The organism is Neobacillus sp. DY30 (genome assembly GCF_030123065.1).
Classification (GTDB): domain Bacteria; phylum Bacillota; class Bacilli; order Bacillales; family Cytobacillaceae; genus Neobacillus.
Map to the genome: position 1 here is coordinate 5,375,460 of NZ_CP126093.1, position 21,132 is coordinate 5,396,591.

The following is a 21,132-nucleotide window of genomic DNA, read 5'->3' on the forward strand; positions in this document are numbered from 1 at the left end:
ATTCTTTACGAAAACAATCTAAAAATTCTATTGAGCTCTAAAGTATTTACTCTCTTCCACCAGTTGATCACTTTCAACACTTCTAATTTCCAGCTGGATTTCAAAGTCTTCGACACCTACGCGATAAGCTGGAAGCTGCTCCTCACCACAGCTATTACTGCCAAGTCCACTTTGTCGATAATCAATCGTTAACACATTGAAAGGTGACTTTTTAATTTTCCCTCGGTGCGTTGCTTCTTCTAATGCGCTTGTTTCGTAATCATGGATGGTAAAATCTCTAATCTCTTTAAAATTAAAAAGAATAGACTGATTCCCTTTGGTTAGCGCTAAGAAAGAGGTATCACATCTTGAACCGTTTTCCTGTGGATAAACATAATCGGTATGCATTTCCTCAACACGCTTTTGATAAAGGCCAATGCTTTGACTTCGTTTACTATCCTGGTAACTTTCTGAATCTCCTCTGCCATACCATGTTACATCATTGTATTCTTTGTTTAGGTGCATCGTAATTCCGATTCTAGGAAGTAATTCAGGAATCTCTTTCCCCCGAATGATTTTAGAGCCTTTCAATTCAAGATTTAACACACCCTCTTGAGTAATTCGATAATGATAAGTTAAATCAAAGCCCCATGCTTGATTGACACTCGATAAATATTTATTGATTTCAATATCAACATATTCTTCATTTATTTCATAGTTTAAGGAAACTAAATGTTCCTTCGTATTTTTCAGAAAGTATTTATTGATCCAAGCATCCTTCTTATACATATCATTGTCAATAACCGCTCGCCAAAGTGTAAGCTCAGGTCCTTTTTCAATAATTTCTTCCCCGTTTAATGTATGAGATTGGAGAACACCATGAATCTTTGAAAAAACAGTTTTAAAATACTCATTTTCTAACAGCAGCTGTCCAAAATTTTCCGTAACGGTAATCGGAGTTCCACCATTGCGCTTCGTTATAACCATTTTCTTCACCTTTGTCGGCTCTAGTAAAAAACTTTCACTAGTAATGAGATGACCTTCATTTGCATATAAAGTATTCTTTGGTTCTGAATAACTTAATTCTATACGAACATCGTCATATTTAAAGGCTTCCTCAAGATTCACAGGCAATGCCAGTTCCCGCTCTTCCTGTGGAGGAATATTTGGGAGTATCATATTCTTTTCATCTATTACTTGATTAAATGATACTACCTTAATATGGAGCTGAATACCTTCTAGGTTTCTAAAATCATATCTATTTTTAATCTTAATCTTGAGTTCTGTTAAGTCGGAAGCTTCCGTTACAATCGGTTCAATTACCTTTTTGTATTCAATCAGTCCAGGTGATGGCGTCCTGTCAGGAAATACTAGTCCATCGATGCAAAAATTCCCATTTGTAGGAAAGTCCCCGTAATTTCCACCATAAAGATAATAGATATTTCCATTTTCATCTACACTTTCGATTCCATGGTCATACCATTCCCATACAAATCCACCCTGCAATCGCGGGTATTTCCTCATTATCTCTTGGTATTCTGTCAGTCCCCCAGGACCATTTCCCATTGCATGGCCATATTCACATAAGATATGGGGCTTTTTCCCTTCAGAATCCTGGCCGATTTCTTCAAGCTCCTTTAATCGGGTGTACATTGTAGTATACATATCACTATAGGCAGCATGACGATCTCCTTCATAATGTACCAATCTAGTAGAATCAATTTCTTTTATAGCTTGATACATAGCAGTGAAGTTTCTGCCCTGACCTGATTCATTGCCCAATGACCAAATGATGACGCTTGGGTGATTTCGGTCCCTTTTTACCATTCGGACTGCCCTGTCAACGTACTGATGCACCCATAATTCATTATCACTAATCCAGTTATAATTCCCTGTATTTTCAAACCCGTGGCACTCGAGATCGGTTTCATCAATCACATAGAGCCCATATTCATCACAAAGGTCATAGAAAACATCATTATTTGGATAATGAGCCGTCCTGACAGCATTGATATTATGTTTCTTCATTAAGAGTACATCCTGAAGCATGTCCTCGTAGGTAACCGTCCTGCCCATTTTCGGATTAAAATCATGACGATTCACGCCATTAAAGAAAATCCTTTTTCCGTTCAGCCTGATTTCATTATTCGTAATATCAATCGATCTGACCCCAAACCTTAGAGGCACATATTCTACTTCTCCACTTGGTAATTGATAATCAAGGACAGCCATGTATAGATTCGGTTCCTCTGCATTCCATAATAATGGATCAATCATTTCTCTTACCACCTGGAAATTTCCATTCGAAATTTCGACTGGGAAACAATCAATCTCTTTTTCTTGCTGGTAAAGCTTCACGTTTATGCTAGTCACATCTGTCGATAAAAACGTACCTGTTAATTTGAGTGTAAAATCTTTAAACTCCTCATCTGGAACTGTTTCAATGTAAACATCTTGTAACGTGTTTTGATTAAGTCTATATAATTCTACACTTCGAAAAATACCTGAAAGCCACCACATATCCTGATCTTCTAAATAGGTTCCATCAGAAAACTGGTAAACTCTAACGGTCAATCGATTCGATCCCTCTCGAAGATACGGGGTGAGGTCAAATTCTGACGGCATCCGTGAACCCTTACTGAAGCCGGCATGATCACCGTTCGCGTAAAGATCAAAGGCAGAATCGACACCGTTAAATTTCACGATGATTTTTTCGTCTTCTTTTATATCTTCCAAAGTTATATCTTTGAAATAGATTCCTGTAGGATTTTCCTGTGGAACAAATGGAGGATTTATCGGAAATGGATATAAGACATCGGTATAATGCATTTTTCCATAACCTTTTATCTGCCAGCAAGACGGTACTTCAATATCATCGAGGTGATTGATTTCAAAATTCTCCGCTTCGAAGTCTTCTGGTGAAAATTCGGGCGCCTCTAAGAATAGGAATTTCCAATTCCCATCCAGTGATCTATATCCTTTACTACGTTCTTTATTAAATTGGATTGCTTCAGTAAACTCACGATATCTGTAAAAATCAGTATGTGCCGGAAGCCTATTTAGGGCCGTTAGATGGATATTTTCCCATCTTTTCATTTCACGTTGCATGTCATCTTCCTCCGAACTTTATTACTTAATCGAACCGCTTATACCCTCAACAATATATTTCTGTGCAAAGGCAAAAACGATTACTGGCGGGATTATCATCACAAGCGTCATCGCCATAATAGGAATAATTTGAAGCTCATGTACGCCTTGGAATGATGCCAAACCAAGTGCCATGGTATATTTAGATTGGTCATTTAAATAAATGAGCGGCCCTAAGTAGTCATTCCAAACTAAAATGATATTTAGGACGGCAATTAACGTTAAAGGTGCCTTCATAATAGGAAGGAAAATTTTATAAAAAATTTGAAATTCGTTTGCTCCGTCAATTCTCGCTGCATTTTCTAAATCCTTTGGAATGTTCATTAAGAACTGCCTGAGCAAAAAGATATTGTAGGCAGACCCAAAGAATGCCGGGATAATTAATGGCTTCAATGTGTTGATCCAGCCAAATAAGTTAAATTCCATATAAAGCGGAATCATCGTTACATCCCACGGAATCATCATCGTGGACAAAAGCAAAATAAACAGGAAGTTCTTATATTTAAAATCGTACCTTGCAAAACCATATGCCACTAAGGAACAGGATATAAGCTGACCAATGGTTGTTAAAACCGTAACAATCATCGAGTTCTTAAAATAGGTTCCAAACGGCTGGCTATTCCAAGCGTCCATAAAGTTACTAAATAGTGGTACATCAGGGATAAACTTTGGCGGAAAGCTAAATACTTCCCCTTCCGTTTTAAGCGCGGTAATCAATGCCCAAATAAAAGGAAACAGGAAATAAAGGGAAAAGAGGACAAGAATGCTATACATGATGAATTTATATTTTCGCGTCATCTTCATTTTCCTTTACCTCCCCTTTTTTCCTTTTTCACTTCAGCTTCATAGAATACCCATGCCGACGATGACTTAAAGATTAACATGGTCAACAGAAGGATGATGATAAACATAAACCAAGCATTCGCACTTGCATAACCGAGTTCATGATGTTTAAATGCATTGTTATAGACAAATAGTCCATAAAAATAAGTAGACTTCAATGGTCCTCCGCCAGTTAAAAGCAGCACCAATGTTAACTGCTGCAATGCCGCAATAACAGAAGTGATGACATTAAAGAGGATCGTTGGTGTTATGGTAGGAATCGTGATACTGATGAATTGTCGAATTGGACCCGCACCATCAATAGAGGCTGCTTCATACATTTCGTGCGGAATTCCTTTAATATCGGTATAAAAGATTAACATCATCGTACCAACACCCCAGGCGCTCGCAATCACAATCGTTACAATTGCCCACTTAGGGTCAATCAGCCAGTTTGGTCCTTCAATACCCAGTAAAGATAATATATAATTCAAAACTCCATATTCAGAGTTAAACATCCAACCCCATATAATCGACACCGCTACACCGGAAACAACAGCCGGTAAATAAAAGATGGTCCTGAATATCTTGATTCCTTTAATCGGCTGAGTAATTAAGAGAGCCAGCACTAACGCAACAAAAAGGTTCAAGGGAACAAAGATGAGCGCAAATTTCAAGGTGATCCATAGAGAATCATAGAACTGAGGATCCGCCGTAAACATTTGGGTAAAATTATCAAACCCAACAAATTTCGCTTCACCCGCAATTGGCCAATCAAACAAACTCATGATTAATGAAAAAACTAAAGGTCCTAATGTAAAAACAATAAAGCCAATAATCCATGGTAAAATAAATAAAAAGGGCACTCTCTTCCGAACTAATGTAAATTTCTTTTGTTTGTTTTTTTTAGTAAACATATCATTCCCTCTTAAATGGTTTGACCTTTTGAAAATGTGATTTGCAATCCCAATGAAAGCTACTCTGACATCTATTAAATGAGAATATATCAGGGTATTCCCTGATATATTCCTATTAACATACCTCTACTTAACGATACTGTTTAATGCTTTTTCAGGATCGACACGTGTACTTGGATTAAAGATTTGTTCGAAAATTAAGCTTAATTCCTCAGACAACTTACTCCAATCTTCGGTTACAAATGATGACGGGTTATAGCCTTCACTTTGTTCAAGCATAGAATAAAAGACACTCTTAATTGGATCTTCTTGAAGCTTTTCCGATTCAACTACACTTTTTAACACTGGTAATTCAAAAGAAAGTCTTTCTTTATTTGCCTGTTCCCCTGTCCAAAACTCCATAAATTTAAATGCAGCTTCTTTGTGCTTTGAATCCTTAGACATTGCAATACCGGAAGAGCTGACAATACTTGCACTTGGTTTATCACCAAACGACGGGATTTCAACAACACCATAGTTGATTCCAGCCTCTTTAAATGCTTCAAGATACCATGCACCATTAATAAACATACCTACTCGGTTAGTCTTGAATTCAGTATCACCCCAGCCTTCAGTGGTGATAGCAATTTCATCTTTCAACATGTTTTGGAACATAGTAAAGGCTTCAATTGATTTTTTTGAATTTATGTTGCCATCTAATTTACCTTTATCATCAACATAGGAAGCACCATTGCCCCATAAATACATTTCAAAATCATATGGATCCGGTTTCCCAGGGAAAGCAAAACCAGTAATCTTCTTATCCTTATCTGTTAACTTCTTAGCAGCTTCTTGCAAATCTTTCCATGTCCAGCCAGCTTTTGGATACTCAATACCTTTTTCATCAAATAAATCCTTATTGTAGTAGACAACATGTGTTGTATACCCTACAGGGAGTCCGTAGACATCACCATCAACAGCATTATAGTTCCATAATGCTTCATAGAAATTACCTTTGTACTCTTCCCCTTTATCTTCTATATAAGAATCAAGCGGCTCTAAGGCATCCTTATATTGAGGGTAATTCCACATATACATGATATCTGGAGCGTCTTTCGCACCAATACCAGCCGTAATTTTTGTATCATATTCACCGCCGTATGCTTCCAAAACTACTTCAATATCACTATTTTCAGCATTAAATTGATCAATTAATTTTTGCTGCAGGTCTACATCATCCCCAACATCCCATGTTGCAAACCTTAACTTTACTTTACCATCTTCCGCTTTCTCTCCGTTCGTATCAGATGATGAACTGCAAGCTGATAAGAGCAGTGTGGCTATAATAGTAAAAAGGAAAAACAATTTCATTTTTTTCGAAACCTTCATATTATCCCTCCTAGTAGTTTATAGGATTATTATAATCTTAGTTTTACTAAAAGTAAATGCTTACATTAATAGTTTTACTAAAACTTCTTTTTCTAATACTGAGCTGGAATTGCCGTTAGGTAAGGTTGAATTTTGATTTCCATTTATAGGTTCTATAAATCCTGATATGCCGCAAACCCCTTCACTATGAAAGCTTCATCTAATCTAAATGCTACTATTTAAACTAAAAAATTCTATTAATATAGAGGCAAGATGAAAAGTTCATCCTGCTAATTTTAGTAAAACTACATTCATAACTCTTGAATTTTTAGTCTTGAGGCAATTTACCGAATACTAACATTATTTTGCAAAAAAGTAGTTGACATATAAATTATATAGGCGTAAATTTATACACATATTAAAAAACGAATATATGAAACACCTTCTTATCAAGAGAGGTTGAGGGACTGGCCCTATGACACCTCGGCAGCAGATCCATTTGGAGACTGTGCCAAATCCAGCAAGTTTGACTTGATAGATAAGAAGAGGCTTGTTGAATTTTTCAATTCACCCTCTTCTTTGTTAAGAAGAGGGTTTTTATTTTTTAACTGAATACTATTTCTTATCAAGAGAGGTTGAGGGACTGGCCCTATGACACCTCGGCAGCGGAACCTATATGGTGACTGTGCCAAATCCAGCAAGTTTGACTTGATAGATAAGAAGAGCTTCTTGCTTTGCTTTGCATTGGCATGCCCTCTTCTTATTTCTAAGAAGAGGGTTTTTTATTTTTATACAAAGGAGAGGTACACCATGATCGAATTTCAAGATCTTCAAAAAGTATATGAAAGTGCCGGCCAGCAGGTTGCTGCGTTGAATGGAATTGATTTGAAAATAAATAAGGGCGAGATTTTCGGAGTTATCGGGTTCAGCGGTGCGGGAAAAAGCTCACTGATCCGTTGTGTGAATCTATTAGAGCGTCCCACATCTGGTAAGGTCATTGTTGATGGTCATGATCTCACCTCTATGTCCGTGAAAGAGGTCCGTGAGATAAAGAAAAATATCGGGATGATTTTTCAACATTTTAATCTATTAAACTCAAAAACAGTCTTTGCAAACGTGGCAATGCCTCTGACGCTAGCCAAACTTCCGAAGGACAGTATCAAAAAACGGGTTCATGAATTACTAGAATTTGTTGGATTGGCCGACAAAGCTGACTATTATCCAGACCAGCTTTCCGGTGGACAAAAGCAGCGTATTGGAATCGCAAGAGCATTGGCAACACAGCCATCCATCCTGCTCTGTGATGAGGCAACCTCTGCACTTGATCCGCAAACTACTAGCTCGATTTTGCAGTTGTTGAAAAAAGTCAATAAAGAGTACAACATTACGATTTTAATTATTACACACGAGATGGCGGTGATTAGAGAAATCTGCGACAGGGTCGCCGTGATTGAAGCGGGGAAAATCATTGAAGAAGGCTCAGTGTTTGATGTCTTTTCAGCACCGAAAACACAGACAGCCAAGAATTTTGTCAGCACGGTCATGAATGACCAGCTGCCTGATTCCATAAAAGAAATCATTCAAAAGCATGATGGGATGCAAAGAGTTTTCCGAATTAATTTTGTCGGCAGCACAGCGGGTCAGCCGTTATTATCGGAACTAGCTAAACAGTTTGATATTCATATCAATGTCTTGTTTGGCAATATAACGGAGCTTCAAGGAACTCCCTTCGGAAACCTAATTGTTGAGTTTATAGGGTCTGACAAAGAAGTAATCCGAGCGTTAACGTATATCAACCAGAAGAATATCAGTATAAAGGAAGTGGCGTCACATGCTAGTTAATTCAGAGCAAATCATTTCAGCCTTAATTGAAACCATTCAAATGGTAGCCTTCTCTCTCTTGTTCTCTACTATTCTTGGTTTGCCGCTGGGGATTTTACTAGTGGTAACACGAAAAGGCCATCTGCTTCAAAATTTGCCGTTCTTTACCATCTTGAATGGAATCATTAACATTTTCCGTTCTGTACCGTTCATTATTTTATTAGTGGCGATGATTCCCGTCACAAGGTTGATTGTCGGTACATCCATTGGAACGGCCGCAGCAGTAGTCCCACTGGTATTCTATTGCGGCCCCTATATTGCAAGATTGGTAGAAAACTCCTTACTTGAAGTGGATCCAGGTGTCATTGAAGCAGCAGAGGCTATGGGGGCAACCCCAGGGCAAATCATTTTCAAATTTCTTATACCTGAAGCACTAAGTTCACTTGTTTTAGCCCTTACAATTGCCACCATCGGTTTAGTTGGAGCATCGGCGATGGCTGGGGCAGTCGGCGGCGGCGGGATTGGGGATTTAGCCATTACATATGGTTACCAGCGTTTTGATACTGTCACGATGATGATTACAGTAGCAATTCTGATTGTAATAGTTCAAGGCCTGCAGTCATTAGGAAATATAGCAGCAAAAAAAATAAGAAGAAGATAACCTAGGAGGAAAACAACTATGAAAAAACTTTTACTATCCATCATTATTATTACATTGGCGATTATCAGTGCTGCCTGTGCTGAGAATACATCAGAGGGTAAAGAATCCACTACCGTTAAGCTCGGAATTAGCGGAACCGATACACGTATTTGGGACTTTGTAGCGAAAAAGGCTGAAAAAGAGGGAATCGATATCGAAATCGTTTCTTTCTCCGATTACGTTGCTCCCAACACAGCTCTTGCAGAAGGCGAAATTGATGTTAATGCATTCCAAACGGTTGCCTATTTCGATGTATTTATTAAAGAACACAATTTAGACCTAGTGCCTATCGCTACAACCGTCCTTGCCCCAATGGGAATTTACTCTGAAAAATACAAAGATGTCAAAGATATTCCGGATGGTGCAAAAATTGCACTTCCAAACGATGCATCCAATCAAGGCCGTGCATTATTACTTCTTCAAGAAGCTGGACTTATTGAACTACCAAAAGATTTCGATCCAAATGGTGACTTAACACAAATAAAAGAAAACCCTAAGAACATTGAATTTGTTCCTATTGTACCAGCACAAACACCAAGAGCATTGCCAGACGTTGCCGCTTCTGTAATCAATAACGGGATTGCCGGTGATGCCGGTCTTAGCCCATTAGAAGATGCAATTTTCCATGAAAGTGAAACAGCTACCCCTTACCTTAATATTATTGCGGTCCAAGCAAAAGACAAAGACAACAAAACGTATAAGAGAATAGCAGAACTTTACCAATCTGAAGATACAGCCAAATTTATTGAAGACGAGTTCAAAGGCAACATGATTCCAACATTTGTTCCATTAAGCAATATAGGCTGGTAGATTTTCACAATGGGGGGATAATAATGATTGTATCAGATAAATCTTTAACAACATTAAAAGAGACAATTATTGAAAATGTAGAAAGTAATAAAGAGCTTTATCTTTCAACAAGCCATAAAATTCATGAAAACCCTGAAATCGGCAACGAAGAATTTTTTGCTTTTACCCTCTTGACAGACATTCTTTTAAAAGAAGGCTTTGAGGTTGAAAAGGAAGTTGCCGGACATGGAACTTCATTTATTGCTCGTAAAAAGTCAGACAAACCAGGTCCAGCCATTGCATTCTTAGCAGAATATGATGCCCTGCCAGGTCTAGGGCATGCGTGCGGACATAATATTATCGGAACAACTAGTGCCGCTGCAGCGATTGCCTTGAGTAAGGTTTTATCAGAAACAGGCGGAGAAGCAGTTGTTTTCGGTACTCCGGCAGAAGAAGGCGGTCCAAACGGCAGTGCAAAAGGTAGCTTTGTTAAATATGGACTAGTGAATGGGATTGACGCCGCACTTATGATCCATCCGAATGCTGAGACACGTTTAACCAGTTCATCTCTGGCTGTAGATCCTCTGGACTTTGAATTTATCGGAAAACCGGCACATGCCTCGGCTAACCCGCATGAAGGAATTAATGCACTCGACGCAGTCATTCAGTTGTTTAATGGAATCAATGCCTTAAGGCAGCAACTACCGGGCGATGTTCGGATTCATGGAATTATCACCCATGGCGGGGATGCACCAAATATTATCCCTGAATATGCAAAGGCAAGATTTTACATCCGAGCTGCTACAAGAACTAGTTTGAACGAAGTTACCCAACGAGTAAAAGCAGTTGCAGAAGGCGCGGCATTGGCGACAGGGGCAAAGGTAAACGTTATTGCCTTCCAAAATGAAGTCGATAACCTTCTATTAAATAATTGTTATAATGCTGTATTCAAGGAAATCGTGGAAGAACTAGGTGAAAACGTGGTTGAAAGTGGAGACAAAGGCCTCGGCTCAACAGATGCAGGAAACATCAGTCAGGTTGTCCCAACCATTCATCCCTATATTAAAATTGGTGCCAGCGACCTTATTCCACATACGGTATCATTCAGAGAAGCAGCAGCCTCCCCTAAAGGAGACCAAGCTTTGATTACGGGTGCAAAAGCTCTTGCACTAACTGCGTTAAAACTGATTACAGACGCTGGTACATTAGATCAGATTAAAGCAGAATTTAAAGAAAAAAAAGCAGAAGAATTCAAATAATACTAACGCCCAGTGACATAACCTTGTCGCTGGGCGCTTTTATTAAAAATTTATTTCATTTTAAGCCATGATTTTTTCCAACAACCTTGTATGCACACGACCACTTACGAAATCTTCATCCTGTAAAACTTGTTTTAAAAATGGAATGGTCGTGCTGATTCCTTCTAATTATACATCAAAACATCTTTAAAACCTCTCTCAAAGCAAATGAGTGATAGGCTTCCTTTTTCGTGATAATGCCGAGTCTCCAGTGCAAGGTTGGCGCTGTTATTGGAACGATTTGAACATTCGGGTTATTTTGTTTGTTGTAAATAGACTTTGGCAGCAACGTAACACCAAATTCAGAAGAAACCAGCTCAATGATTAAATCCCACTGTGAACTCTGATACGCGACCTCTGGTATAAACCCTGCCTCGTTACAAACATTTTTTATATAGTCATGCAGTGTAAACTCATCTGAAAAAAGAATAAACTTCTCTTCTTTTAGCTCGCTGATTTCAACGCTGCTTCGCATCGCCAGCGGGTGCTTTTTATGTACATAAAGGACAAACTCATCGGTGATAAAGGGCTGTACAGTAAACTTTGACGTGTCAGCTGGAAGCACAACAATTCCGAGATCAACCTGTCCGTTTTCAACAAGCTGACCGATTAGTTTTGCACCGCGTTCTACTAGCTTTAGAGACACATGAGGATACGTTTCCTGGATCCTTCTCGCAATATTGGGAAAAAACAATGTACCAATCAGCGGCGGTATACCTATTTTGATTTCACCTGATACAACGTTCCTTAAATCATCAAGCAGGATGGTGATTTCATTCAAGGACTCCAATGCTTTTTGTGCTTGTTCATACACAATTTGTCCGGCATCGGTTAGCCGCAGGTGGCGGGTTGAGCGGTCAAATAATTCCACCTCTAATTCCTCTTCAAGCTTTTTTACCGCTTTACTGAATGAAGGCTGTGAAAGATACGAATGAGCCGCCGCTTTTGTAAAACTTTGATGAATAACCACTTCTATAAAAGATTTCAAATCACGAAGTTCCAAGTTAGCTCCTCCATTTATTCCAGATATTCATACTATTTATTCTTTTTATGTATTTTACTTATAAATATTCCGCATGTAAACTATTAGGTAATAGAATATTCAGAATAAACGGAGGGGATTTTTGTGAAAAATGGTAAATTGTTTACCTCTTTTTCGGAAGCGGTTTCAGATATTCAGGACGGTGCCACATTAATTGTCGGCGGCTTTGGTTTATGCGGCATCCCAGAGCATGCCATTCAAGCCTTGAAGGAACAAGGAACAAAAGATTTAACGGTTGTAAGTAACAACTGTGGTGTGGATGATTGGGGCTTAGGTCTGCTCCTGGCAAACAAGCAAATTAAGAAAATGGTGTCATCGTATGTAGGAGAAAACAAAATTTTCGAAAAGCAATTTTTAAGTGGTGAATTAGAGGTGGAGTTGACTCCACAAGGTACCTTAGCTGAGCGTATCCGAGCTGGCGGTGCCGGGATTCCAGGGTTTTATACGGCAACAGGTGTAGGAACACCAATTGCAGAAGGAAAAGAAGTGAAGGAATTTGACGGAAAAACGTATCTGCTAGAACGCGGAATTGTTGGCGACTTTGCTCTTGTAAAAGCTTGGAAAGCGGATACGCTAGGCAATCTCGTATATCGTAAAACATCACGCAATTTCAATCCACTCGCTGCGATGGCCGGTAAAATTACGATTGCGGAAGTGGAAGAAATCGTGGAGGCAGGCGAGTTAGACCCCAATGAAATCCACACACCAGGTGTTTATGTGCAGCGGATTTTAGTTGGCACCAACTACCAAAAACGCATTGAGCGCCGGACAGTTGTTCAAGCATAATACACTAATAAGGAGCGGATGAAAATGAGAGACACTCGTTTAACGATTGTGAAAAGAGCGGTGCAGGAAATTAAAGATGGAATGAATGTAAATCTTGGAATCGGCATGCCGACACTTGTAGCCAATGAGATTCCTCAGGATTTCAACGTATTATTACAGTCGGAAAACGGACTGCTGGGCATTGGCCCTTACCCGATAGAGGGCCAGGAAGATCCTGATTTGATTAATGCGGGAAAAGAAACCATTACAACCGTTCCGGGAGCTTCTTTTTTTGATAGTGCTGAATCCTTTGCGATGATTCGCGGCGGTCATATTGATCTTGCCATCCTTGGCGGCATGGAAGTGTCCGAAAACGGCGACTTAGCAAATTGGATGATTCCAGGAAAGATGGTCAAAGGAATGGGCGGGGCGATGGATCTTGTAAATGGAGCGAAACGGGTTGTGGTTATTATGGAACACGTCAACAAACACGGTGAATCGAAAATTAAGCGAGAATGTACTCTTCCACTTACCGGCAAACAAGTGGTACATCGTCTCATAACTGATTTGGCCGTCTTTGATTTTACACCGAATGGTATGGTCCTGATTGAAACAGCGAGCGGCGTTACGGTTGAAGAAGTGAAACAAAAAACGGAAGCCGCATTTACAGTGTCTCCGCAACTACTTGAGGTACGATAAATAAGAAAAGACGATTCGAGGGGGTTTCGAATTGTCTTTTTGCTGAGATTTATCCTTAGGTCCCTTCGTTAAGGACTAATCCTTCTTGGCGGCTCGGGGGATTTGTCCTCAAGACCCTTGATTGAGGACTAATCCTCCTTGGCGGCTTGTCTGATTTGTCCTTAAGATCCCCGATTGAGGACTAATCCTTCTTAATGGCCCATGCGATTTGTCCTCAAGTCCCCACGGCGATACAGATCTAATAAATTAATAGCACTAAACAGAAAAGACGATTCGAGGGGGATTCGAATCGTCTTTTTGCTTCCTATTGTTAGGCTGTTGCTTTTGCTTTATTTTTTCTAACGCTTTTGTTGATAAATGGTACTACCCAGCGGTCTAAACCATATTTACCTGCGTTGAAACCTGCTGCTAAGATGATGAAGCCTAAGAAAATGTCTGTTGGGTTATGAGACACTGTTCCTGCTAAGAAGAAAGAGAAGTTCATTACTAGACCAAAGAACGCTGCTGCAGTTGTTAAACAGCCAAGCATAAGTCCTAAGCCGATTAGTGTTTCGCCCCAAGGAACAATGAAGTTAAATAAATCAATGTTTGGCAGTGCAAAGCTATCTAAGAAGCTTACATACCAGCTGTACACCATGTTGCCATCTGGACCTTTTACTGGATTTGCCACTGCATTTTTTAAATAACCTGAAGCGTCAAATCCTCCTGTAATTTTTCCAAGACCAGCTGTGAACCAAGCATAACCAAGATATAAACGAATGATCGTTAAAATAGCTGCTGAGATTTTATGTTCTCTTAAAAAGCTGTTAAACATAAATCATTCCGCCTTTCATTATTTGGTTGTTCTTTATACTTACACTATATTGGATTTTGCCAGTTTATAACATGGGTATAGTGTTAAGTTCACAGTTTGTTTGAAATGTTATGACGGAAGTTTGAACAGCAAAAATCTACAGTGATTTCGCATAAAGTTCGAATGATTTCCCTAAAAAGGACATATAGAAAAACAGGGCAAATAGTCCGAAGCCTCACGGGAAAGGCAGGAGAGAAAATGAACGTTTTAGAAGTGAAGAATCTTCAAAAATCATTTGGAACGATTATGGCTGTAAAGGACATTAGTTTTTCCGTTCAAGCAGGAGAAGTATTCACCATCATTGGGCCGAATGGTGCAGGGAAAACGACCACACTGGAAATGATTGAAGGGTTGGTCACACCTGACCACGGCGAAATACAGTTTGGAGATATGAACTGGGGCCAACATGCCGTTGCCATTAAGATGAAAATTGGTGTACAACCTCAATCTAGTGCGATGTTTGATTTATTAACCCCAGAAGAAAATTTAGATCTTTTTGCTACCTTTTACGAAAAAGCAAGGCCAACAGAAGAGATTCTTAAACTCATCAACCTAACAGAACACCGTAAAAACCAAGTAAAAAAACTATCAGGCGGCCAGCGCCAACGGCTTGCGATTGGGCTCGCAATAATTAGTGATCCCGATATTATTTTCCTCGATGAGCCGACTACCGGTCTCGATCCCCAGGCACGCCGTCATATATGGGATATTATCCTTGAACTAAAGAAGTTAGGTAAAACGACTATTCTTACCACACATTATATGGAAGAAGCTGAAAAACTGAGCGATCGTGTATGTATTGTGGACCAAGGTAATATCGTGACCATCGATACACCTTCCGCCCTTATTGAAAAACTTACAAAAGAGCGAGAAATCCGATTAGCCTTTCTTGATGGTGAGAAAGCAGCTAAAGAAGCAGACACTTTTGCGAACCAACTTCCCTCCGTCTCTCGTACAGAGCAAGATGGGGCGACATTAAAGCTATGGGCGACCAAACCCGAGGATACACTCTTGGATTTGTTCAAATTTACAAAGGAAAAAGAATACCAAGTCGAACAAGTTTCCATCCGTGAAATGAGTCTCGAAGATGTCTTTATTGCTTTTACAGGGAAGGAATGGAGGGATTAGGCTTGAACAATTTCAATCAATTTAAAAAAATGTTCGCTGCACAATTAAAATTAACCCTTCGTGAAAAACAAGCATGGTTTTGGGGAATCTTTTTCCCCGTCATCCTAATGGTCATCTTCATGGTCATTTTTAGTGGCAACTCTGATGATGAATTTCAGTCTGAAATTGCCATTGTCGCAGATAATCCAAATCCTGCTTCAGAAATGCTGTTAACCCAAATGAATCAACTCCCTATTCTAGATGTAAAATCGGGCAAACCGGTTAGTCGCAACACTGCGGAGCAATGGGTGAAAGACCAAGAAGTGGATGCGGCCATCATCCTGCCTGAATCCGCAGAAGACACTTCTTTCGTACTGGTCGTAAACAAAGAAGATGAACAAGGGGTAACAACACAAGCCCTATCAGCAATTCTTGATAAAGTTGTTCAACAGGCAAACCTGTCTGCGGTTGGTGCAACCCCGACCTATGACATTCAATTTGAATCGGTTACAGCTAGTACAAATGAATTGGACTATACAGATTTTCTGTTAACGGGGATGATTGCCCTTTCGATTGCGCAAGGCGGTATGTTCGGAATGGTTGATTTAGTCGAAATGCGCCGCAAAGGATTGATCAAAAGACTGCGGATGACACCTGCAAAAATGGGGATTTTCGGCCTAAGTGACATGGTGATGCGGCTGTTATTCAGCATCGTGCAGATTCTGCTATTGTCTCTCATTGGGGTTTTTATTTTTGGGGCAAACCTATACATCAATTTTTTCAGCCTGACAATCATCTTTTTAATAGGAGCACTTTCCTTTAATGCATTAGGTTACTTTATTTCTTCTTTTAGCAGTACACAAAATGCTTATATGGGAGTAGCGAATATTGTCAGCTTCCTCATGATGTTTTTAAGCGGGGTGTTCTTTCCGATTGAAACAATGCCTGAATGGCTGCAGCCAGTATCTAATATCCTGCCGCTCACCTATTTTGCAGAAGGCTTACGTGATAGCATGGTCTATGAAACAGGTGTGCTTTCAGGTACACTTTGGTTCGGAATTGGAGTTTTAGTCATTTGGGGAGCCATTACCTTTTTACTTGGATCTTGGTTATATAAAAGGAAATCGATAGTTGCTGCTAGATAGAAAAAGGAAGGGAATCCCCTTCCTTCTTCTTATGAAAACCCTCCAACTGTAAATACTATTGCCAAACCAACTAATAGAATGAAAGCTAAATAACCTAAAATACTTAGAATGGTAACGATCCAGCCGACTACCTTTCTGTCGGTTTTAATTAAATAAATCCCTAATGCAATCGCACCAAAAACAAAACCAAGAATTCCCCATAGAACGGGGCTCTTACCATGTTTTTTAGAATCAATGACTAAATAAATGGTCAGGATAATATTTAAAGCTAATCCAAAAAAACCTTCCAAAATTCCCTCTCCCTGCAATGTATTTTCCTAAGTAAAATTATACCAAGAAAACCATAAAAAAGCATGTTCCTGGCGATATTCCTGCCAAAAACATGCTTTATTTTTATCCAGCTTGTTCTACGTGTTCCTGCTCTAGCTTTCCTCGTTTATGATATCCCTTTCCATAATAGAAGGCGGTTAAAATGCCGAGCCAAAGCGGTCCAACCACTAATGCGATTCTTGTATCAGGGAAGAACGCCATTAACCCTACTACTAAAAATAAGAATGCTAATGAAATATAAGATGTTAAAGGGAATAACGGCATCTTATATTTTAAACCCTTTGATTGTGCCGGAGTTAGACCCTTACGATACTTAATTTGTGATAATAAAATCATCGACCAAGTCCAAATGGCTCCAAACGTTGAAATCGCTGTTACCCAAGTAAATACCTTTGCCGGGACTAAATAGTTAAGAACAACCCCTACCAATAGGGCACCCGCTGTTACTAACACGGCAGCACTCGGAACACCATTCTTGTTTAATTTGCCTAGTCCCTTTGGTGCCTCATTATTTTCGGCTAAGTTGAATAGCATACGTGCAGTACTGAAAATACCGCCGTTACAAGAAGATAACGCAGCCGTTAAGACAACAAAGTTAATAATTCCTGCTGCAGCCGGGATTCCAAGCTTGTCAAAAGTTAATACGAAGGGACTGCCTTGCGCGCCGATTTCGGTCCAAGGATAAATCGACATAATAACAAACAAGGCTCCTACATAGAAAATAAGAATTCGCCAAAACACGGTATCAATCGCTCTTGAGAGTGTTTTTTCAGGATTTTTTACTTCTCCGGCAGTAATACCGATCATCTCAATGCCCAAGAAAGCAAACATAACCATTTGTAACGACATTAACACCCCAGTAATTCCATTTGGAAGGATGCCTCCATTCTCCCAAAGATTGCTAATACCAGTAGCAATACCGCCATTACCAATCCCTAAAACAATCATTCCAATACCTGAGACAATCATGAAAATAATGGTGACAATCTTAATTAATGCAAACCAAAATTCCAGTTCACCATATGCTTTTACATTGAGGAAATTAACTCCTGCCATGATTACTAAAGCTGCCAATGCCCAAATCCAACGAGGGACTTCAGGGAACCAATATTCCATGTAGATCCCAGCAGCTGTAATCTCTGCCATACAAGTAACAACCCATAAGAACCAATAATTCCAACCCGTTAAGAATCCAGGTAAATTACCTAAATAATCACGAGCATATTGACTAAAGGAACCTGCAACAGGCTTTTGAATTGCCATCTCACCAAGCGCTCTCATAATAAAGAACATAATCATACCGGCAAATGCATAACCGAGAATAATTCCAGGACCCGCAAGCTTAATCGCTGTCGCTGACCCTAGAAACAAACCTACCCCAATGGCCGCTCCCAAAGACATCAGCGTAATATGTCTTTCTTCTAAACCTCTTTGTAATTGATTTTGATTTTTTTGCATAGTCTACCCCCTATTTAGTTTAAATCTCCTATTTCCCTTTTACTCTAAAAAAGTTACAATATTATTCGAATAAAACCTACTGTTTCTATTTAAATAATATCCTCCTTATCTTTTTCTGAATGATAGCGTTTACAATAGCTTTTTAAAATAGTAAAAGTTAAAACTTTGTGAAATTAGTATAACATATCTGTGAACAATTCATATTGTAGAATAAATACAAATCTATTAAAAAATTATTGTTTTAAATAACAAATACGTTACATGTTGCACAATCTCATTGATAAAGGTGGTAATTTATGAAAAATGATCCGTTTCGCGCCAGTTTTGATAGTTTAGAAGAATTCGCAGATATGGTAAGTGAAGTTTTACACTGTCCAATAACCATAGAAGATGCGAACCATCGTCTTCTTGCTTATAGTACCCATGATGACCGAACCGACCCGGCACGGATTGCGACCATCATCGGCCGCCGTGTACCGGAAAAAGTGATCAATTCCTTATGGAAAGAAGGGGTCATTCCTTCCTTGTTAAACAGCCGTGAGCCTATACGGGTTAAGACGGTAGATGAGATTGGGCTGGGAAACAGGGTTGCAGTATCAATCTGGAAAAATGATGATCTGCTCGGCTTCATTTGGGCGTTAGAGATTGATAAAACACTAGGCGATGAAGAAATGGCCTGTTTAAAACGGGCAGCGGACGCAACCAAAAACAAACTGATTCAACTTCAGAATCGAAAAAATAAAAAAGAAGAGCAATATCAAGAGTTTTTCTGGCAGCTGCTGACGAGCCATCTTTCTACCAATGAAGAAATTATAGATAAATTTCATATGCTGCAAATTTCGCCTCCTGCCCTATTTGCAGTTGCGGTTTTTCAATTTTCAAAGGAATTAGGAAGAGATGATGAAAAGCATATCGCATATCTATTAAAAACGATTCAACTGCCCAAGATGTTGCTGCACACCATTGATCATCAACAATTAATCTTGTTTATTTCTCTTGATGGAATTGCACAGCCCGTGAATAAACTAAATGCATTTTGTGAACTGTTTGTTGCTAAAATGAAAGAGCGATTTGGTATTGAATCCATCGTACACGGCTACGGCAGTGTTTATCATAATTTAGGAAAAGTGGAAAAATCGTACAAAGAAGCTCGAACAGTATTATCAGTAAAAAGAAAATTTCCTGATGAAGCAAAAGACATCCATGGCTATCAAAGCTTAGGAATCTATAAGTATATCGATGTATTGATAGAAAAAGCGGGTACAGACCAAAACGAAAACTATTCTTTAAGAAAACTTCAAGAATATGATAGAAAAAATAATACCGATCTCGTTGAAACTCTAGAAGTGTTTTTAAACAAAGACAGCAATGTCCACGAAGCCGCATGCGCATTAAATGTGCACACCAACACACTCAACTACCGGCTCAAGCGGATATCCGAAATCGGAGAAATCAATCTAAAAGACCCAAACCAAAAAATCACCCTCTACCTCGACCTTAAACTAGAAAAGTTCAAATAAAAAGTGGTGCCTGTCACCTCCTGTGGTGACAGGCACCGTCTGTTTGAATATTTAAACAAAATAAAATTTGTATTTTTTATTATATACCTCCTGTGATTTTTCCTTTTATATCAAGGGATTTGTGAACGTTTTGTGTAAATCCACAAATAGAGTTCTTTTATTTCTGCTTTCTCAACAAAGAAAAATGGTTTTGAAAGGATTATTCTAAAGTCAGAAAAAATCACTAAAGACTTCCAAGGGGGATAACGATAATGATTATTGGTGTAGTGAAGGAAATTAAAAACAATGAAAACCGTGTGGCATTAACTCCAGCAGGGGTAGTTTCATTTGTACAGGCTGGACATAAAGTTGTAGTTGAAAAAGGGGCTGGAATTGGAAGCGGTTTCGCAGATGCAGACTATATTCAAGCAGGCGCAGAAATCATTGAGCTGGCTGCTGATGTTTGGAATCAGTCCGAAATGATTATGAAGGTAAAAGAACCGCTTGAAAGTGAATACAAATACTTCCGTCCAGGTTTAGTGTTATTTACTTACCTGCATTTAGCAGCAGAGCCTGCGTTAGCACGAGCACTTAAAGACAGCGGCGTCATCGCGATTGCCTATGAAACAGTTTCTGTTAACCGTACGCTTCCGCTTCTAACACCAATGAGTGAAGTAGCTGGCCGTATGTCTGCACAAATTGGGGCTCAATTTTTACAAAAATTCAATGGCGGTAAAGGAATTCTGCTTGCAGGTGTTCCAGGGGTCAGCCGTGGTAAGGTTACGATTATTGGCGGCGGTATTGTCGGAACAAACGCAGCAAAAATGGCGATTGGTTTAGGCGCAGATGTAACCATTATTGACTTAAGTGCAGATCGTCTTCGTTATTTAGATGATGTCTTCGGAAACCAAATTAAAACATTAATTTCAAATCCATTTAATATTGCTGAAGCAGTTAAGGAAGCGGACTTAGTGATAGGTGCGGTTTTAATTCCAGGTGCAAAGGCTCCTAAGCTAGTAACGGAAGAAATGGTTAAAACGATGAAACCTGGTTCTGTAATCGTTGACGTTGCAATTGACCAAGGCGGAAGCGTTGAAACGATTGACCATGTAACCACTCATGATAACCCAACATTTGAAAAACATGGTGTGGTTCACTACTCCGTTGCGAACATGCCTGGGGCAGTTCCTAGAACATCTACAATGGCTCTTACAAATGCAACTGTTCCATATGCATTGCAAATTGCGAACAAGGGTGTTTTGAAGGCAATCTTGGAAAACCCTGCATTAAAGCTTGGAGTAAACGTTGCAAACGGCGAAATCACCTATGAAGCGGTAGCGAGAGACCTTAACTATGAATATGTACCAGTGGAAACAGCATTGGAAAAAGAAATTGTATTGAATTAACCATCTTG

18 protein-coding genes and 2 riboswitches are annotated in these 21,132 nt (G+C 39.3%); of the genes, 10 read left to right on the forward strand and 8 right to left on the reverse strand.

Annotation, left to right across the window (positions count from 1 at the left end):
* Window positions 1–27: 27 nt before the first annotated feature.
* From QNH29_RS26570 to QNH29_RS26585, 4 genes are all read right to left on the reverse strand, one after another.
* On the reverse strand, window positions 28–3,087 hold the full coding sequence (locus QNH29_RS26570; RefSeq protein ID WP_283862262.1) for a glycoside hydrolase family 2 TIM barrel-domain containing protein: 3,060 nt from the start codon (window positions 3,085–3,087) through the stop codon (window positions 28–30).
* A gap of 21 nt (window positions 3,088–3,108) precedes the next feature.
* A complete protein-coding gene (locus QNH29_RS26575; protein WP_283862263.1) occupies window positions 3,109–3,930 on the reverse strand; it encodes a carbohydrate ABC transporter permease in 822 nt (273 codons plus the stop codon).
* The gene (locus tag QNH29_RS26580; RefSeq protein ID WP_283862264.1) at window positions 3,927–4,865 is read right to left on the reverse strand and encodes a carbohydrate ABC transporter permease; all 939 of its coding nucleotides are present in this window, start codon (window positions 4,863–4,865) and stop codon (window positions 3,927–3,929) included. The genes QNH29_RS26575 and QNH29_RS26580 overlap by 4 nt, the downstream gene beginning before the upstream one ends.
* Before the next feature lie 126 nt (window positions 4,866–4,991).
* Window positions 4,992–6,233 carry an ABC transporter substrate-binding protein gene (locus QNH29_RS26585; RefSeq protein WP_283862265.1) on the reverse strand — a complete coding sequence of 414 codons (1,242 nt, stop codon included), beginning with the start codon at window positions 6,231–6,233 and terminating at the stop codon, window positions 4,992–4,994.
* 422 nt (window positions 6,234–6,655) lie between these two features.
* Window positions 6,656–6,757, forward strand: a riboswitch (SAM riboswitch).
* Window positions 6,758–6,831: 74 nt separating this feature from the next.
* Window positions 6,832–6,934: riboswitch (SAM riboswitch) on the forward strand.
* Window positions 6,935–7,022: 88 nt separating this feature from the next.
* On the opposite strand from QNH29_RS26585, the gene QNH29_RS26590 reads away from it, so the two are divergent.
* Genes QNH29_RS26590 through QNH29_RS26605 form a run of 4 tightly spaced genes read left to right on the forward strand, consistent with a single transcriptional unit; the run spans window position 7,023 to window position 10,781 of the window.
* Window positions 7,023–8,054, forward strand: coding sequence for a methionine ABC transporter ATP-binding protein (locus QNH29_RS26590; protein WP_283862266.1), 1,032 nt, complete (start codon window positions 7,023–7,025; stop codon window positions 8,052–8,054).
* Window positions 8,044–8,694, forward strand: coding sequence for a methionine ABC transporter permease (locus QNH29_RS26595; protein WP_283862267.1), 651 nt, complete (start codon window positions 8,044–8,046; stop codon window positions 8,692–8,694). Before QNH29_RS26590 ends, QNH29_RS26595 begins: the two co-directional genes overlap by 11 nt.
* An 18-nt stretch (window positions 8,695–8,712) precedes the next feature.
* Window positions 8,713–9,543: a MetQ/NlpA family ABC transporter substrate-binding protein gene (locus QNH29_RS26600; RefSeq protein ID WP_283862268.1), complete on the forward strand. Its 831-nt coding sequence runs from the start codon at window positions 8,713–8,715 to the stop codon at window positions 9,541–9,543.
* Window positions 9,544–9,566: 23 nt separating this feature from the next.
* Window positions 9,567–10,781, forward strand: coding sequence for a M20 family metallopeptidase (locus QNH29_RS26605; protein WP_283862269.1), 1,215 nt, complete (start codon window positions 9,567–9,569; stop codon window positions 10,779–10,781).
* A 175-nt stretch (window positions 10,782–10,956) separates the two neighbouring features.
* Here the strand turns inward: QNH29_RS26605 and QNH29_RS26610 are convergent, their stop codons facing one another.
* Window positions 10,957–11,823: a LysR family transcriptional regulator gene (locus QNH29_RS26610; protein WP_283862270.1), complete on the reverse strand. Its 867-nt coding sequence runs from the start codon at window positions 11,821–11,823 to the stop codon at window positions 10,957–10,959.
* 123 nt (window positions 11,824–11,946) lie between these two features.
* Here QNH29_RS26610 and QNH29_RS26615 point away from each other — a divergent pair, with 123 nt between their 5' ends.
* Window positions 11,947–12,648: a CoA transferase subunit A gene (locus tag QNH29_RS26615; protein ID WP_283862271.1), complete on the forward strand. Its 702-nt coding sequence runs from the start codon at window positions 11,947–11,949 to the stop codon at window positions 12,646–12,648.
* Between the two features lie 24 nt (window positions 12,649–12,672).
* Window positions 12,673–13,326: a CoA transferase subunit B gene (locus tag QNH29_RS26620; RefSeq protein WP_283862272.1), complete on the forward strand. Its 654-nt coding sequence runs from the start codon at window positions 12,673–12,675 to the stop codon at window positions 13,324–13,326.
* Between the two features lie 310 nt (window positions 13,327–13,636).
* On the opposite strand, the gene QNH29_RS26625 is transcribed toward QNH29_RS26620, so the two are convergent.
* Window positions 13,637–14,140, reverse strand: a complete 504-nt coding sequence (locus QNH29_RS26625) for a DoxX family protein (RefSeq protein ID WP_283862273.1) — start codon at window positions 14,138–14,140, stop codon at window positions 13,637–13,639.
* A 237-nt stretch (window positions 14,141–14,377) separates the two neighbouring features.
* Here QNH29_RS26625 and QNH29_RS26630 point away from each other — a divergent pair, with 237 nt between their 5' ends.
* Both QNH29_RS26630 and QNH29_RS26635 read left to right on the forward strand, forming a co-directional pair.
* On the forward strand, window positions 14,378–15,307 hold the full coding sequence (locus QNH29_RS26630; RefSeq protein WP_283862274.1) for an ABC transporter ATP-binding protein: 930 nt from the start codon (window positions 14,378–14,380) through the stop codon (window positions 15,305–15,307).
* Between the two features lie 2 nt (window positions 15,308–15,309).
* The gene (locus tag QNH29_RS26635; protein ID WP_283862275.1) at window positions 15,310–16,431 is read left to right on the forward strand and encodes an ABC transporter permease; all 1,122 of its coding nucleotides are present in this window, start codon (window positions 15,310–15,312) and stop codon (window positions 16,429–16,431) included.
* Between the two features lie 29 nt (window positions 16,432–16,460).
* On the opposite strand, the gene QNH29_RS26640 is transcribed toward QNH29_RS26635, so the two are convergent.
* On the reverse strand, window positions 16,461–16,721 hold the full coding sequence (locus QNH29_RS26640) for a hypothetical protein (RefSeq protein WP_283862276.1): 261 nt from the start codon (window positions 16,719–16,721) through the stop codon (window positions 16,461–16,463).
* Window positions 16,722–16,824: 103 nt separating this feature from the next.
* On the reverse strand, window positions 16,825–18,219 hold the full coding sequence (locus QNH29_RS26645) for an amino acid permease (RefSeq protein ID WP_283862277.1): 1,395 nt from the start codon (window positions 18,217–18,219) through the stop codon (window positions 16,825–16,827).
* Window positions 18,220–18,515: 296 nt separating this feature from the next.
* Between QNH29_RS26645 and QNH29_RS26650 the strand changes: the two genes are divergently transcribed.
* On the forward strand, window positions 18,516–19,739 hold the full coding sequence (locus tag QNH29_RS26650; protein ID WP_283862278.1) for a PucR family transcriptional regulator: 1,224 nt from the start codon (window positions 18,516–18,518) through the stop codon (window positions 19,737–19,739).
* Between the two features lie 251 nt (window positions 19,740–19,990).
* Complete coding sequence (ald, locus tag QNH29_RS26655; RefSeq protein WP_283862279.1) at window positions 19,991–21,124, forward strand: alanine dehydrogenase; 1,134 nt, start codon at window positions 19,991–19,993, stop codon at window positions 21,122–21,124.
* The last annotated feature ends 8 nt before the right edge of the window (window positions 21,125–21,132 follow it).